The sequence below is a fragment of the Rhizobium sp. BK602 genome (assembly GCF_014195095.1).
In the GTDB taxonomy this organism is placed as follows: domain Bacteria; phylum Pseudomonadota; class Alphaproteobacteria; order Rhizobiales; family Rhizobiaceae; genus Rhizobium.
The window spans coordinates 110,894-125,883 of the sequence record NZ_JACIBC010000004.1 but is presented as its reverse complement, the minus strand read 5'-3'; the positions used below and the strand labels follow the sequence as shown (position 1 = coordinate 125,883).

The 14,990-nt window shown below is 61.3% G+C and carries 16 protein-coding genes; 9 read left to right on the top strand and 7 right to left on the bottom strand.

Features of this window, described 5'->3' with window-relative positions; genetic code table 11:
- Positions 1 to 18 precede the first annotated feature (18 nt).
- Entirely contained in the window at positions 19 to 1,185 is a 1,167-nt protein-coding gene (locus FHX11_RS14340; protein WP_184358317.1) for a Xaa-Pro peptidase family protein, read from the top strand.
- A gap of 132 nt (positions 1,186 to 1,317) precedes the next feature.
- Here FHX11_RS14340 and FHX11_RS14335 read toward each other — a convergent pair whose 3' ends face one another.
- Entirely contained in the window at positions 1,318 to 2,496 is a 1,179-nt protein-coding gene (locus FHX11_RS14335) for a M24 family metallopeptidase (protein WP_184358316.1), read from the bottom strand.
- Positions 2,497 to 2,893: 397 nt separating this feature from the next.
- On the opposite strand from FHX11_RS14335, the gene FHX11_RS14330 reads away from it, so the two are divergent.
- The 4 genes from FHX11_RS14330 to FHX11_RS14315 all read left to right on the top strand — a co-directional run bounded on the left by FHX11_RS14330 (position 2,894) and on the right by FHX11_RS14315 (position 5,815).
- Positions 2,894 to 3,466, top strand: coding sequence for an urea carboxylase-associated family protein (locus FHX11_RS14330; protein ID WP_246781003.1), 573 nt, complete (start codon positions 2,894 to 2,896; stop codon positions 3,464 to 3,466).
- A complete protein-coding gene (locus FHX11_RS14325; RefSeq protein WP_184358314.1) occupies positions 3,466 to 4,275 on the top strand; it encodes an amino acid ABC transporter ATP-binding protein in 810 nt (269 codons plus the stop codon). The genes FHX11_RS14330 and FHX11_RS14325 overlap by 1 nt, the downstream gene beginning before the upstream one ends.
- Positions 4,272 to 4,931, top strand: coding sequence for an amino acid ABC transporter permease (locus tag FHX11_RS14320; RefSeq protein ID WP_184358313.1), 660 nt, complete (start codon positions 4,272 to 4,274; stop codon positions 4,929 to 4,931). The genes FHX11_RS14325 and FHX11_RS14320 overlap by 4 nt, the downstream gene beginning before the upstream one ends.
- A gap of 92 nt (positions 4,932 to 5,023) precedes the next feature.
- Positions 5,024 to 5,815 (top strand): transporter substrate-binding domain-containing protein, encoded by a 792-nt coding sequence (locus FHX11_RS14315; RefSeq protein WP_184358312.1) that lies wholly within the window; start codon positions 5,024 to 5,026, stop codon positions 5,813 to 5,815.
- Between the two features lie 209 nt (positions 5,816 to 6,024).
- Here FHX11_RS14315 and hydA read toward each other — a convergent pair whose 3' ends face one another.
- The 6 genes from hydA to FHX11_RS14285 are packed head-to-tail and all read right to left on the bottom strand — an operon-like array spanning position 6,025 to position 11,851.
- Positions 6,025 to 7,407, bottom strand: coding sequence for a dihydropyrimidinase (gene hydA, locus FHX11_RS14310; RefSeq protein WP_184358311.1), 1,383 nt, complete (start codon positions 7,405 to 7,407; stop codon positions 6,025 to 6,027).
- Positions 7,408 to 7,409: 2 nt separating this feature from the next.
- Positions 7,410 to 8,099 (bottom strand): GntR family transcriptional regulator, encoded by a 690-nt coding sequence (locus tag FHX11_RS14305; protein WP_184358310.1) that lies wholly within the window; start codon positions 8,097 to 8,099, stop codon positions 7,410 to 7,412.
- Entirely contained in the window at positions 8,096 to 9,037 is a 942-nt protein-coding gene (locus tag FHX11_RS14300) for a dihydrodipicolinate synthase family protein (RefSeq protein ID WP_184358309.1), read from the bottom strand. Before FHX11_RS14300 ends, FHX11_RS14305 begins: the two co-directional genes overlap by 4 nt.
- Positions 9,034 to 10,131: an FAD-binding oxidoreductase gene (locus FHX11_RS14295; protein WP_348649708.1), complete on the bottom strand. Its 1,098-nt coding sequence runs from the start codon at positions 10,129 to 10,131 to the stop codon at positions 9,034 to 9,036. Before FHX11_RS14295 ends, FHX11_RS14300 begins: the two co-directional genes overlap by 4 nt.
- A 35-nt stretch (positions 10,132 to 10,166) precedes the next feature.
- The gene (locus FHX11_RS14290; RefSeq protein WP_184358307.1) at positions 10,167 to 11,594 is read right to left on the bottom strand and encodes an NAD(P)/FAD-dependent oxidoreductase; all 1,428 of its coding nucleotides are present in this window, start codon (positions 11,592 to 11,594) and stop codon (positions 10,167 to 10,169) included.
- The gene (locus FHX11_RS14285) at positions 11,591 to 11,851 is read right to left on the bottom strand and encodes a (2Fe-2S)-binding protein (RefSeq protein ID WP_184358306.1); all 261 of its coding nucleotides are present in this window, start codon (positions 11,849 to 11,851) and stop codon (positions 11,591 to 11,593) included. The genes FHX11_RS14290 and FHX11_RS14285 overlap by 4 nt, the downstream gene beginning before the upstream one ends.
- Before the next feature lie 177 nt (positions 11,852 to 12,028).
- On the opposite strand from FHX11_RS14285, the gene FHX11_RS14280 reads away from it, so the two are divergent.
- From FHX11_RS14280 to FHX11_RS14265, 4 genes are read left to right on the top strand one after another with little or no spacing between them, the layout of a single operon-like run.
- Positions 12,029 to 12,838, top strand: coding sequence for a transporter substrate-binding domain-containing protein (locus tag FHX11_RS14280; RefSeq protein WP_184358305.1), 810 nt, complete (start codon positions 12,029 to 12,031; stop codon positions 12,836 to 12,838).
- A gap of 36 nt (positions 12,839 to 12,874) precedes the next feature.
- A complete protein-coding gene (locus FHX11_RS14275) occupies positions 12,875 to 13,549 on the top strand; it encodes an amino acid ABC transporter permease (protein ID WP_184358304.1) in 675 nt (224 codons plus the stop codon).
- Entirely contained in the window at positions 13,549 to 14,259 is a 711-nt protein-coding gene (locus FHX11_RS14270; RefSeq protein WP_184358303.1) for an amino acid ABC transporter permease, read from the top strand. Before FHX11_RS14275 ends, FHX11_RS14270 begins: the two co-directional genes overlap by 1 nt.
- The gene (locus tag FHX11_RS14265; RefSeq protein WP_184358302.1) at positions 14,216 to 14,989 is read left to right on the top strand and encodes an amino acid ABC transporter ATP-binding protein; all 774 of its coding nucleotides are present in this window, start codon (positions 14,216 to 14,218) and stop codon (positions 14,987 to 14,989) included. Before FHX11_RS14270 ends, FHX11_RS14265 begins: the two co-directional genes overlap by 44 nt.
- The last annotated feature ends 1 nt before the right edge of the window (position 14,990 follow it).

The following is a 14,990-nucleotide window of genomic DNA, read 5'->3' as shown; positions in this document are numbered from 1 at the left end:
AAACCGTGATCGCACCAGATGCATGAATTCGCAGAACTGCGCGGCCGCGAAGCCGCTTTCGCCGAAACGGAATTCGCCGAAAGGCAGTCGCGGGCCCGAGCCGCCATACGGGCGGCTGGTTACGAGGCACTTGTCGTTACCGGACCGGAAAACATCTACTGGCTGACCGGTCGTCAGACAGCTGGTTATTTCGCATTCCAGGCGCTGGTCCTGCCTGTCGAGGGCAATCCCTGCCTCCTTGTGCGAGAACTGGAATTGGCCGGATCGGTCGTCAACACATGGCTGCGGGATATCCGCATTTACCAGGACGGCGAGGATCCGGCCGCGGCGTTGGCAGGACTTCTGAAGACACTGGGTATCCGTCGACCGGCCATTGAATTGGGAGGCTGGTTCGTCTCACCGGTAATGGCCGACAGGATTGCCCAGGAGATCGGGCACGGTGAATTGATGGATGGCTCCGCAATCCTGTCCCCGCTCAGAATGGTGAAGTCGCAAGTCGAGCTGGATGCGATCAGGGCTGCGGCAGGCTATGCTCAAGCGGGCCTTGCCGCCGGGATCGGTGCCTGTGACGCCGGCGTGGACGAGAACGCAGTTGCCGCTGCCATGCTGGCTGCGACGACCGAAGCCGGATCGGAGACCATGGCGATGGAGCCCCTGGTTTCGTCAGGACCGCGCAGCGGGCTGCCGCATATGACATGGCGCCGGCGACGGTTGATGGCGGGCGATCCTGTCTTTCTTGAGCTGGCTGCAAGCCATGCGCGTTATCACGCCGGCTTGATGCGCACGGTCTGGATTGGTCGTCCGCCCGATGAAGCACGTCGGATGATGGATTGCGCGCTTGCCGCCCTCGAAGCGGCCCTTGAGGCGATCCGACCCGGCGTGCCCTGCAGCGTGCCGCATGAGGCGGCACAGAGGGTGATCGACGCGAAAGGCTATCATGCCGCCTTTCGCAAGCGCATCGGATATTCGATGGGGGTCGCCTTCGCGCCCGACTGGGGCGAGGGCGGAATTCTCAGTCTCTTCAGCGGCGTATCGCAATTGATCGAGCCGGGCATGGTCTTCCATCTGCCCGCCACCTTGCGAAATTTTGGTGTCTGGACCGTCGGTGCTTCCGAAACCGTGATCGTAACCGAAACCGGGGTCGAGCCGCTCTCGACCTTGCCGCGCGACCTCATCGTTCGATAGAAAGGCGGGGGTCTGATCCCTTTGCCGATACTTTAAAGGCAAGGGCTGCAGGGCGCTACCCGCGTGCCCTCCTATCGAAAGGCCGGACGGATACAGGATCCGCCGGGTCCAGCTGAACTACAGGCGCAAGCGCTACCACCAGAAGCTCGGCGATTTGGTGAGGAGTTCGTTGCCGTCTTCGCCAATGATGACGATATCTTCGAAGAAGGCAGCGCCCACACCCTCGAGCGAGAGAAAGGCTTCCACGCCGAAGACCATATTTTTCTCGACGCGGTCCTGCGGCAGTGACATGCTGGTGGAGATACGCGGCAGTTCGAAGCCGAGCCCGATACTGTGGCCGAAGAAGGGGAAGTTCTTCATGATCGGTGAGATGGCGCCGCCGAAAGCTGCCGTCATGCGATCGCCCTCCGCTGCCACGTCGAGAAGCTTCACCTCTGGTCGCATCATGTCGGTCAGGGCGTGCACGATGCCCGCGGTGGCTTCGATCAGCCGGCGCTGGTCGTCATTGGGTTTGCCGCGAACGCCCGTGCGGCCGGGATCGAGATAATAGCCCTGATAGAAGGCCGCATGGAGCGTACCGGTGACAATGTCGCCCGGTTGCGGCGTATCGGCGCTGTAGCCGGTCAATGGAAAGCGCTGATCGAAACCGAGCGTATCGCCGTGATTGCAGCCGATCATTTGGAGGCGCCCGCCGAGGCGTACCACCTCGCGGGCCGCTTCCCCGGCAGCGTCTCGTTCGGATAGTCCGCCTGTCAGCCCTTCCATGAGCCGGTTCAGCCCGATGGTCGCGGTCTCGCCGGCAATCCGGAAACAGTCGAGCTCGCGCGGGCTTTTGATGCGTCTGACGCTGCGGACGAGATCATCGGCCTCGATCCATTCCACCTGCGGAGCGCCGTCAACGAGCTGGCTGTAATATTTGACCGGGATGAAATTCGTGCCGACCAGAGCGACGCGACCCTTGATGCCCCGTTCGACCAGCGCCTTGGCAATACTGGCAAAGGGATGGTTCGAAGAGCGCACATCGGCGATGGAGACGAGATCGCTGCGCACTTCCGGTTCATCGATGTGCAGTTCCGGCGCTTTGCCCTGTTGGAGGATGATGCCGGAGAAAGAGCGTGCCGACCAGATCAGCGAATCCATGCCGCCGCTGATCGCATAATGATTGGACAGATAGAGAATGTCGCCGCAATTGTCCGTCGTCCCGCCGCCGCGTCCGAAGACCACGGCCGTCTCGAAGCCGCGCTTCTCCATCTCGGCGAAAACTCGGGTCCAGCGCGCCTCATATTCATCGAGCGGAAAATATCTGGCCATGGCATGGTTCCTTTGACGGGCAAGCGTCTCTTGACGCTGGTCAGTTGACGGCAGGAAAGCCTTTCAAATTTCGGTACACCAACTGTATTCGCTGGTCAACGGATAGGGTGATCCATCGAATATGTCTGGTCGTTCCTTCCAGTCCTTATTGACTATCTTTTGCGCAGGAGGGCTGATTTTTTGCGCAGAACGCCAATCATTTTTGCAGTAAATCATTGAAAAACAATCTTGAATTCCATTGGTATACCGAATAGGCTGAATTCGAAAGTCAATGGTCGGGCGAATGGACCACGGATGCCTCGAGATCCAATGAGGCCCGTACCCGTCGAAACGCGAGTTTTGCATCATGACCGAATGTTCCGAAATCGTGCCGGCCGGCCATGGGCGTGCCTTTGCGATGCATGCCGGCGAGTTTGCCGTCATCACCAACAGTCATGGCAACCAGGTCGTCGACACCTGGGCCATATCGGCTGATGATCCGAGCGATGTCATGTCGATGGACCACACCCGATCGGTCAACAGCAACATCTTCTTCAGACAGGGCATGTCGGCGGTTGGCACCAGTCGTCTCAAGATGTTGACCTTGGTCGAAGACAGCGCGGCGCTGGCGCACGACACGCTTCTTTGCCCCTGCAATTCCGCCCTCTATCGCGAGCTCGGTTGCGAGGAGGGGCATCGCAGCTGTTCGGGCAATTTTCACGAGGCGCTTGCCGAGAAAGGCATTGTCCAGTCGTTCACCCCGGCATCGCTCAATCTTTTCATGAATGTGCCCATCCGGGGCGACGGCGCCGTCGAGCGCTTGCCTCCCGCATCGCAGCCAGGCGACTGGGTCGTGCTGCGCGCCGAGATGGATCTTTTTCTGGTTCTGTCCGCATGCCCGCAGGACATCACCATTATCAACGGGGTTGCTCGCACGCCGAAGGATGTCGCGATTGATATCCTCGACCAATTGCCGTCTGGAGGGGAATGATGCCTGAGCCAATTCTGACCTTGCGGGATATCCGAAAGAGTTTCGGGAACAATGAGGTCTTGAAGGGAATTTCGTTGACCGTCACGGCGGGCGAGGTCGTCTCGATCATCGGCGCCAGCGGTTCGGGCAAAAGTACCTTCCTGCGCTCCATCAATGCTCTGGAAATGCCGCAATCCGGCTTCATGGATTTCGAGGAGCTTTCGTTCGATTTCCGGCCGGAGTCCCGTCAGTTCCCAATGCCGGCGCAATTGCAGGCGCTGCGGCGCCGGGTCGGCATGGTGTTTCAGAGCTATAATCTCTGGCCACACATGACCGTTCTGGAAAATGTCATCCATGCGCCAGTGAAGCTCCTGAAGATGCCGCGCTCCCAGGCGGTCGAGGAGGCCGAGGCGCTGCTGTCGCGCATCGGGCTTCATGAAAAGCGGCACAGCTATCCCTCCCGACTGTCCGGCGGCCAGCAGCAACGTGTCGCCATTGTCCGCGCTTTGGCGATGAAACCCCGACTGATGCTATTCGACGAGGTGACATCGGCACTCGATCCGGAACTGGTTCACGAGGTGCTGGTATTGATGGCCTCGCTCGCGGCGGAAGGCATGACCATGCTTCTCGTCACGCATGAGATCGCCTTTGCCCGAGACGTGTCTTCGCGCGTTCTCTTCTTCGACAAGGGTATCGTTGCCGAATCCGGAGCACCGGACATCCTGCGCAATCCGCAAAGCGAGCGGTTGCAGCAATTCCTGCATCGCATTCTGCATGACCAGCTTGGTTCGCTTGGCATGGATGCATCCAACGGGGAGGTGCTTTCATGAACGAAGCATTTTTCGAAGAGATCAAGCTTTATGGGCCGGGCTTTGTCGAGGCTGCTTGGACGGTGCTCTGGCTGACGGTGGCAACGATCGTCTTCAGCTGGATCTGCGGTCTCGCGGCAGCCTTGGCGAACGGATCGAAATGGCGCGCCGCGCGCATGGGATCGGCTTTCTATGTCTGGTTCGTCCGCGGAACGCCGACCCTGATCCAAGTTTTCATCATTTATTTCGGATTGCCGGCATTTGGCATCAAGCTTTCTCCCTTTGTCGCCGGCGTCCTGTCGTTGGGGATCAACAGTGGCGCTTATGTCGCGGAGATCATTCGTGGCGGTCTTTCGGCCATTCCGCGCGGCCAGACAGAGTCAGCGCTCGCGCTCGGCTTCAGCCCTGTAGAGACCATGCGCAGCATCATTCTGCCGCAGGTCTTTCGCATCATCCTGCCATCCATCACCAACGAGGCGATTTCGACGCTGAAGAATACGTCGCTGCTGTCGACAATTACGGTCGTGGAACTCACTCTCTATGCACAGACGCTGATTGCCGCGACGTTCCGCCCGTTCGAATTCTACATCACGGTTGCGATCATCTATCTCGTCCTGACCACCATTCTCACCCAGCTTTCAGGTTGGCTGGAGCGGCATTATGCGGCCCAGACCTAAAGGCAATGGTCTGGGCCATCGCACCGGGACGATTTATGCGCCGCGAGGCGAAGACGATACCTCAACTAGATCAATAAAAGGGAACAATGGATATGAAATTCAAACTGTTTGCATTCGCCGCCACCATGCTTGCGGCCGCCGTCTTTGGTAAGATGCCGGCGTCGGCAACTGGCCTGGAGCTCCTGGAACCCGGCAAGCTGCAGGTCGCGACCGAAGGCACATTTGCGCCTTTTAGCATGCGCGCTCCTGACGGCTCGCTGGACGGCTTGGAAATCCGCGTGATGAAGGAAGTGGCCAAGCGTTTGGGGCTTACCTACACGCCTATCCTCATCAAATGGGATTCGCTCCTCGTTGGCCTGCAGGCCGATCAGTATGACATCATCAGCGCATCCATGGATATCACGGCCGAGCGTCAGAAGAAGGTTACCTTCGCAAACGGCTGGCTGGAATCGGGTGGCCGCATCATCGTTTCGAAAGGATCCCCGATCAAGAGCGCTGCCGATCTGAAAGGCAAGACGGTCGGCGCGCTCGTCTCGTCCACCTTTGCCAAGATAGCCGAGGAAAAGGGAGCCGTCGTCAAGGGCTATAAGGCTGAGGCCGACGCCATGCAGGATCTCGTCAACGGAAATATCGATGCGACGATTACCGACTCGATCGCTGGAGCCTATGCGATCAAGAACTCACACATGCCGCTGGAGATGACGGATGATTATGTCAGCCATATCCAGAAGGGTTTCGCTATCAAGAAAGGCAAGCCGGAGCTGGTGAAGGCGATCAACAAGGCTCTCACTGACATGGTGGCCGACGGTACCTACGCAAAGCTGACCACCGATCTGGTTGGCTTCGATCCGGCGCCCAAGGATCCGATCAAATCGGTCGAATAGCTGCCGCATAGGGATGCCTTGCCCGTCGAGTTTGACGGCGGACAAGGTTGCGGCAAATCCGGTCTCGTCTTTGCGGGATCGCAAATTTACGGGGTTCCGGTCGACGTCGATCGGAACCCCATTTCCGGCCGCTGTTCGGGCTGGCGACGGAGATCGTCCGTCTCATGCGCCGTCGTCGCAAAGTGCGAGGCATCGTGTTGGGGGGATGATCAAGACGCCTTCAGGAAGCTGCCCGATCCCGGCGTGGCGACGACCTTGCCCTCCGTCATCACCAAGCGACCGCGGGCGATGGTCGCAACGGGCCAGCCCGTAACATCGAACCCCTCGTAGGGTGTGTAGTCTATTGCGTGCTGCATCAGGCTGTTGGTCAGCGTTACCCGCTTCTCGGCATCCCAGATGACGAGATCGGCATCTGTCCCGGGCGCGATTGTGCCTTTGCGCGGATAGAGGCCGAAACGCTTTGCGGGGTTTGTTGCCGTCAGCCGCACGAAGTGGTTGAGGTCGATCCGGCCCTTGACGACGCCTTCGCTGAAGATGATCGCCATTCGGGCAGCCAGTCCAGGAATGCCATTTGGGATCCGGGTAAAGTCGGCTCCCAGTCCGTTGATCCATTTGCCGCGCGTGCCGGCAAAACTGTAGCCGCAATGGTCAGAGGAGATCACATCGAGCGTGCCGGCGCGGATCGCTGCCCATAGGCCCTCGGCATCTCCGGCATCGCGCGGGCTTGGACTGCACATGAATTTGGCGCCTTCACCATTGGGACGATCCATGTCCGCGGCGGTGAGGACCAGATATTGCGGGCAGGTTTCAGCGGTTACCTTGACGCCGCGACGCTGAGCTCGGGCGATTTCCTCCGCCACTTCGCCGCATGAGACATGAAAGATGTGGATCGGCTGGCCAACGAGCTCAGCGAGCGCGATCGCCCGGTAGGTTGCTTCGCGCTCCACGACTTTCGGCCGGGTGAGTGCGTGAGACGCTGGTTCGATACGCCCTTCAGCCAGGAGAGCCTCAGAGCGCCAGCGGATCGCTTCATAGTTTTCGCAATGGACGCATACCGTCGCACCGAGCTGCTTTGCAGCCTCGAGAACGCGCAGAAACTGGCGGTCGTCGATGTGTAGCGGATCGTAGGTCAGGAACACCTTGAGACTGCGTATGCCTGCCTCGATCAGCTGCGGGATCTCCTTGTCGAGTACGCAATCCGTCGGGTCCGTAATGATCTGGTGGAGGGCGTAGTCGATCGGCGAACGCCCCGCGCGCGCCCGATAGTCGTCGAGATGAGCCGAGATCGGCTCGCCTTTGAACTGCGCCGAGAAGGGAATGACGGTCGTCGTGCCGCCGGCGATGGCGGAGATGCCGGCAGTCTCGAAGGTCTCTTCGTGGATGCTTCCATCGGCCTCCAGTTGCTCGATATGACAGTGGCTGTCAACGCCGCCGGGCAGCACCAGCTTGCCCTCCGCCTCGATGACGTCTTGACCCGTGAGGTCCAGTCCGAGCGCCGCAATGCGTCCGCCAATGATGCCGATATCGGCTTTGAAGACGTCCGATGCCGTGACAACAGTGCCGCCGCGAACGACCAGATCAAATTCACTCATGTTCATGGTCTCCGACGCGCCGGTGTCGTGTCCCGGCCGCTTACAATATCCAAAATCTCAGATGCCACATTGCGTAGATGGGTTACCATCGCCGCGCGCGCCCGCCGGCCGTCGCCCTTGGCGAAAGCGTCCAAGATCGCGATGTGCTCGGCGGCATCCGCCGCCACGCGACCCGATGGGCTGGTCAGTTCGAACAGGCGCGTGATGACGCGCAACTGCCGAACCATTCGCACCAGTACGCCGTTGCCGAGTGCTTCCGGGAAAAGGAGGTGAAGACGGTCGTCCGTGTCCCAATGCTCGGCGGCCTGTGCCTCCAGTGCGCCCAGCCTGAGAATATCGCTGCGCAGCGCCTCGATCGTTTCCGGTTTGACGCGGCCGATCGCGAGCTCCACGGCCTCGCCTTCGAGCAGCTCGCGAACCTTGAGCGCCTGGAAGAACTCCACCGGCTGCACCCGGCGCACCGCATAGGAGCGCGAGCCCTGTTTGATGAGAAGTCCCTCTGCCGCAAGCCGCAGGATTGCCTCGCGCATCGGGGTGCGGGAAACATCGAGCTGTTGGGCGAGACGTCCCTCCACCACAAGGCTGCCGCCCGGCAGCTTGCGGGTCAGGATGAGACGGCTGAGCTCGTCATAGGCGCGCTCGCTGAGGCTTGCTTCGCCGTTGATGGCGGACAAAAGGCTATCGTCGTTCATGCATCAGAGCCTAGCAATCCGGCCCCGGCAAGGGCATGCCGCAGCCGGAGGATTTCGGAGGATGGCAGATCGGTTATGGGAGCGCGCGGACTGCCGTTGCGCCAATGTCCAAGCAGAACCATGCAGGCCTTCAGGCGTGCCGTGGCCCAGCCGACGGGATGTGTGCCGTAGATCGCGTTCGCGAGCGGTTGAATGCGTTCGCTCAAGGCGCGTGCCAGTTCCAAATCCCCCCCTTGCACTGCGCGATCCAGCGCCACGATCTCTCCCGGCATGATCACCGCCAGACTCACGAGACTACCTTCACTGCCGATCGCAAAACAAGAGAGCAGATGCTCATCCCCGGATGCCATGACCTCTACATGGGGCGCTGTGCTTTTGACGAGGCGGCGATTGCGATCATAGGCGTTGCTCTCCCAGCTCCCCTCCTTGATCCCCACGACTGTCGGCAGCAGGACCAGCCTGGAGAGCACCTCCGGCCGGTAGGCAAGCGCGGAAGCGACGCCAGCCTGATAGAGCATCATCGGTGTATCGACGGCTTCGGCGATCGCGCGATGGTGCGTCACGGCCATCTCGGCGTCCTGCGACAGCGCCCAGGAAAATGGCGGGAAGACGAGAATGGAATCAGCGCCGGCATTGGCCGCGTCTTCGGCATGGCAGACGGCTTCCGCCGTTGCCTCGCACAGGATCCCGCAGACGACGATATGAGTGCGGCCGATCGCTTCGACAGCGATTTCCGTCACCCGGCGGCGTTCCTCGCGGGTGAGCAGGATGTTCTCGCCCGCATGGCCATTGCAAAGAACGCCGACGATGCCCGGTTCGGCCGTCACGGAGCGGAAGTGATCGGCGAGTGCCTCCTCGTCGATGGTGCCATCGTCGCGAAATGGGGTGAGTGTAGCCACGTAGATGCCGCGGAAGGGGTGGTCTATGGCGGGTATCAAGCTGTTTCCTCCGGGTTCTTGATCAGTCGGGCGGGGTCGAAGAGCGGCATTTCGGGCTCCCGCCCGAGAATCCGGTCGGAGAGGAGCCGTCCCATATAAGGGGCGCTGGTATAGCCGGAATGGGCGCAGCCGATCACATAGGCCTCGTCCAGTCCGGGCAGCGCTCCGATGATTGGCATGGCATCGGCGGTCTCGGATTCGAGGCCGAGCCAGATGCGCAAGATGCGGGTGTCGCCGAGGGCCGGTATGGCATGACGGGCGAGCTGGACGTTGCCGATGAGGTTTTCCGGAATCGTTTCGACGCCGCCGCGGATCGGATCGCCGATGCCCTGCCAGCCGCCGCCGATCAGCACGCTGCCGTTTTCGAACTGCTTGAGCGACAGCAGCCCGTTGGCGATCCCGACCACGGTCCGCATCACCGGCCGCATGCGCTCGGTGACGACGAGCTGATTGATCAGGCATTTGATCGGCACGCGGAATCCGAGCCAGGCGAGCATCGTCTCGAGCCAGACGCCTCCGGCGAGAACCAGCCGCTTGGTCGTGGTTCTTGCACCGTCCTCGTGCAGAATGATGTAACGGCCGCCGTCCAGCTCTATTCCGCTGACGGAGGCGTTTTCGAGAATGGTGACGTTTGCCGAGACGAGTGCCTTTCGATAGGCGCGGCCCGTCATGTAAGCCGTAACGTGGCCGTCGAGTTCGCAATAGGCGGCGGCGATGAGGGAAGGATTGAGACCCGGTTCTATCCGGAGAGCCTCGGCGGGCGTGATCAGCCGGATTGGTGCGCCCATCGCGGCGCGCGCCTGTGCTCTTTTCTCCAGCATCTCCCGTTCCGCCGCCGTGAAGGCGAGTGACAATCCTGGAGCCGAGCGAGCGCCGATATCCATGCCGAGCCAGTTCGGCGCGTCGAGCCAGAGTTCGCGTCCCTTCATGGCGTAGGGGATCAGGGCGGTGCGCGTCATATGGAGCGTCAGCGTGCCGGCATTGACGCCGGAGGCCTCGCGGCAAATCTCCCCGCGGTCGATCAAGGCGACGCGCATGCCGGAACGTGCGAGGTGAAGGGCCGCCGTTGCCCCCATCGCGCCTGCGCCGACCACGGCGATATCGAATGCTTGTGAAGGATTTTTTGACATCATAGCGGCGCGGGCGGTGGGAGCTTCAGCTCGGAATAATCGACCGGCTCCAGAAGCTGGGCGAGCGGGAGCGGACGAAACGGCGTCCGGCCGGTGAACATGCCTGATCTTGGATGCTGCCCTGTCGCCTGGGCGAGGAGGGCGCTGGCGATGTCGCCGCAGATGCGCCCCTGGCACGGACCCATGCCGCAGCGCGTCCAGGCCTTGAGCTGGTTCGCGCTGCGTGCGCCGTCGGCAAAGGCCGCATCGATGTCTCGCCGCGTGACATCCTCGCAGCGGCAGACGACGGCATCTTCGGCAATACTCTGGATTTGTCCTGGCCTGAGGGCCATCAGCCCAGCCATGGCGCTGCCGATTGCGAGCGCCTGTTTGGCCCTTTGGCGAAGGGGGGCGGATTGCGATTCATAGGCTTCGCTCGTCAAGGCGCCGAGGTCGCGGGCCACAGCGAGGCCGGCAAGGTGGCCGTTCAGCGCCGCCGCGGCCGCTCCGGCGATCCCGGTGCCGTCACCGACCGTATAAAGGCCGGCGATGCTGGTGCGAAAATCGGCGTCTATGCGTGGAATCCAACCGCCGCGAGCCTCGTCGAATGCATGGTCCGCCCGCAGCAGCCTGGTGACGTCGGTGGACGCGACAAGGCCGTTGCCGACAGCGACGGCATCGACGACGAAAGTTCGCTCCTTGCCGGCGATCGAACAACCGCTCTGGTCGACGGGACCGATTGTCACTTCGATTTCGTTTTCATCTCGCTTCGCGGCGCGGCGGATGGCGTGGCGATAGAACACGGGAACGCGCGCACTATAAAGGCGGGCCAGCCATCCGGCACCGCGAGCAGCAAGGTCGGGGCGGGTTAGAAATGCGGGGCTCCTTGCCAGCCACTCGCCACGGGAGGCGAGATCGACGACACCCGCCACCGTACCGCCCGCCTTCAAAACTCCAGCGGCGACCGCCAGAAGAAGCGGGCCTTGCCCCGCGACCAGGGTGCGGCGGCCCGGCAGCATGCGTTGCGACTTGAGAAGGATCGTCGCGCCGGCGAGGCCGACAATGCCGGGAAGCGTCCAGCCGGGAAATGGCACGACCCGTTCCTGCGCGCCGGTCGCGACAATGATCTTGCGGCCACTCCACGACACCGGGCCGTCTTTGGAAAGTGCATCCACCCGCAAGTCCGGCGAGACCGACCAGACGACGTGACCGAAATAGGCGTCGACCGTGCTTTCCGCGAGCCGGCGACGCAACGTATCCCCAGCGCGGCCTTCCGGGGTGGCCGGCGAGCCGGCGAAGGTGCTGGGTGGTGCGCGATAGACCTGCCCTCCAGCCGAGGGGGCCTCGTCGACCAGCACGACGCGCAAGCCGCAACTGGCTGCGGACAGGGCCGCTTCAGTGCCGGCCGGGCCGGCGCCGATGACGAGGACATCGCAGGTGCCGCTCATGCGATCGTTCCCTTTCGCACGATAAGGCCATCCGCACATTCCGTGCGACAGGCCGGCCTGCGGACGCCGTTTATTTCCACCGTGCATTCCTGACAGAGACCCATCCAGCAGAAGGCGCCGCGCGGCGCATGCTCGTTCGGACTTTCCCGTAGCGTTCGATAACCGGCGGCCAGCAATGCGGCAGCCACCGATTCTCCCGCATAGGCGTCGACGGAATTGCCGTCGAAGGTGAAGCGCACGGGCGTCCCATGCCTCACATCCGGCTCCCGCAGACTGGGTCGTCTCGATTCGAAGGGTTGACTTTCGCCTGTCACGGTGTTTCTTTCGTCTACGAACGGTATACGATAGATACACCGTCGGGAACGCTAGTGCAACGGTTCGGATGCTGAAAAATCTCCGGTCCGGCCACGGCAAAGCAAAAAAAGGGGATCAATATGAATAGTTTAAAGACGGTTTGCATGCTTGCGGGCGCAGCCTGCCTCGCGCTCACGGCGGTTGCCGCCAATGCACATAGCCTGGATGAAATCCTTTCGGCCAAGAAGATCGTCGTGGGCATCAATCCGAATCTGCCGCCGCTCGGCCACTTTAACGACAAGAACGAAATCGAGGGTTTCGACGTCGATGTCGCCAAGAAGCTCGGCGAGATGCTCGGGGTGGAGGTTTCGCTCGTGCAGGTCTCGTCGGCGGATCGCGTACCGTTTCTGGCAACCGGCAAGGCCGATATCGTGCTCGGCGCGCTGACCCGCACCGCCGACCGGGCCAAGGTGATCGATTTCTCGCTGCCGATCCAGACCGAGGCGATCAGCGCATTGGTTGCCAAGGACAAGCCTTACCAGACCATGGACGATCTGAACTCCGCCGACGTTCATCTCGTCGAAGTCCGCGGAACGACACCTGTCGACTTCGTGAAGGAGCGCTTGCCGAAGGCGCAGGTGACGCTGTTCGACAACTATCCCGATGCCGTGCGCGCTTTTGAACAGGGCCGGGGCGATGCCATCGTCGATGTTGTCGACTATCTCGGCGCCTATACGAAGAATTACAGCACGGAGACACGGGTGATCACGGACAAGTCGGCCTCGATCGACTATGATTGCATCGGTCTTGCGCAAGGCAATACGGCGCTGAAGTCCTGGGTCAATGTCGCCCTTTACCAGCTACAGACCAACGGCTTCATGAAGCAGACCTACAAGCAGTGGTTCGGCATCGACATGGTCTATCCGGTCCCTGTCACGCCTTATTTCTGATCGGACGACACGGCTGATACGGAACGGGATCGGGTCATGCACTACGCTCTACATTATAGCCAGATCACCTCCTATCTGCCTTATTTGATAGGGGGCGCTCTGCTCAGTCTGGAGCTGAGCGTCCTTGCCTTTGCGGGTGGCATGGTGATCGGCTTCGCGCTCGCCATCGCCCGCAACGAGGGCGGTCCGATCCTGTCGCGTCTGGTGCGCGCCTATGTCATCTTCTTCACCAACACGCCGCAACTGGTGCAGATCTACGTCATTTTCTTCGGCCTACCGGATCTGGGCGTCGTGTTCTCGCCTTTCGCGGCCGTGCTGATCGGCATGACGCTGAATGCGGGTGCCTATTTGACGGAGATTCTCCGGGCCGGCCTTGCCTCGGTTCATCAGGAAGAGCTCGACGCCGCTGAGACCCTCGGCATGAGCCGGCTTCAGAGCCTGCGTTATGTGATCGTGCCGCATGTCTTCCGCGTCGCGATGCCTCCGCTCAGCAATCAATATATCCTGATGACGCTCGGCACATCGATGGCGGCCGTGTTCGGTGTGGAGGAGCTGACGGGTCGGGCGTTCAATGTGAATTCGACGACGTTCCGTTCCATCGAGATCTTCACGACGATCGCCGGGCTTTATGTCGTCATCACCTTCATGGCGACGATCCTGCTTGCCGTGGTCGGCCGCTACGTTTTCCGCGCCAGGGTGAGGGTGCTTTGATGTTGAAAGATATTCTCGCTCAGCTTCCCCAGGTCTTCAGCAGCTACAACATCGCCATGCTTGCGGAAGCGGCATTGACGACGCTTTTCCTCTCGGCCATCGGCTGTCTCGTCGGGGTCCTGTTCGGAACGATCCTGTCCCTGGCCCGCCTGTCGCGCGCTCGGATTCTCCTGCCCTTCAAGGCCGTCGCCTTCGTCTATGTGGAGGTGTTTCGGCGCGTGCCCTTTCTGGTGACCTTGCTGGTGTTCTTCTTCGGCGCTCAGGTGCTTGGCTTCGATATCTCGCCGCTGGTCGTGACCCTCATCAGCACCTCGGTCATTTCCACGGCCTTCGTGGCGGAGATCATCCGCGCCGGGCTTGCCGCGGTGCGGCCCAGCCAGCTCGAGGCCGCCGAGGTCATGAACTTCTCGCCCTGGCAGACCCTTTGTCTGGTTCGCTGGCCGCAAGCCTGGCCGCTGATCCTGCCGCCGGTGTTCGGCTATTTCGTCCTGTTCATCAAGGACACGGCGCTTGCCTCGCAGATCGGTGTCCTCGAACTCACCCAGGCAGGCAAGATTCTCAATACCAAGGGCTTTTCCGCCCTGCTCGTCTTCGCGACGATCCTTATTCTCTACTTCCTGATTTCCTACCCCCTGGCCCGGCTGGGGGCCTATCTGGAGAGCAATCTTGGCGCATCTCGACATTCGCGGTCTCACGGCCAGTTACGCTAATCACACCGTCCTCGACGATATCGACCTGACGGTGGAGCGCGGCGAAATCGTGAGCCTGATCGGCCCGTCGGGGTCCGGAAAGAGCACGTTGCTGCGCGTGATCACGGGTCTCCTCAAGCCGAACAGTGGCGAGATCGTCCTCGACGGCGAAAGGATCGACTATGCAGACCGCCGTTCCCTGAGGGCCGCGCGGGAAAAGCTTGCGATCGTGTTCCAGCAATACAATCTCTTTGGCAATATGACCGTGCTCGGCAATGTCATGGTCGCTCCGGCGAAGATCCGGAAGCGCAACAGGAGCGAGGTGGAGGCTGACGCCCGGCGCCTGCTCGAGAAGGTGGGGCTTGGCGACAAGCTCGCCGCCTATCCGGACGAACTCTCGGGCGGCCAGCAACAGCGTGTCGCTCTTGCGCGGGCGCTGTGCCTGAAGCCGGAAATCCTGCTCCTCGACGAGGTCACCTCCGCGCTCGATCCGGAGCGGGTGAGCGAGGTGCTCGACACCATCAAACTGCTCGCTTCCGAAAACATCACCCTCCTGATCGTTTCCCACGAAATGAATTTCGTGCGCGAGGTTTCCGACCGGGTCGTCTTCATGGCGAATGGCAAAATCCAGGAGGTCGGCCCGCCGGAGCAGATATTCGACGCCCCGCAGGTGCAGCGCACCCGCGAGTTTACGAGCAGAATCGCGCGAACGTCGCAAGCACAGCCTATTGCTACTTCCCTGGAGATTTGAC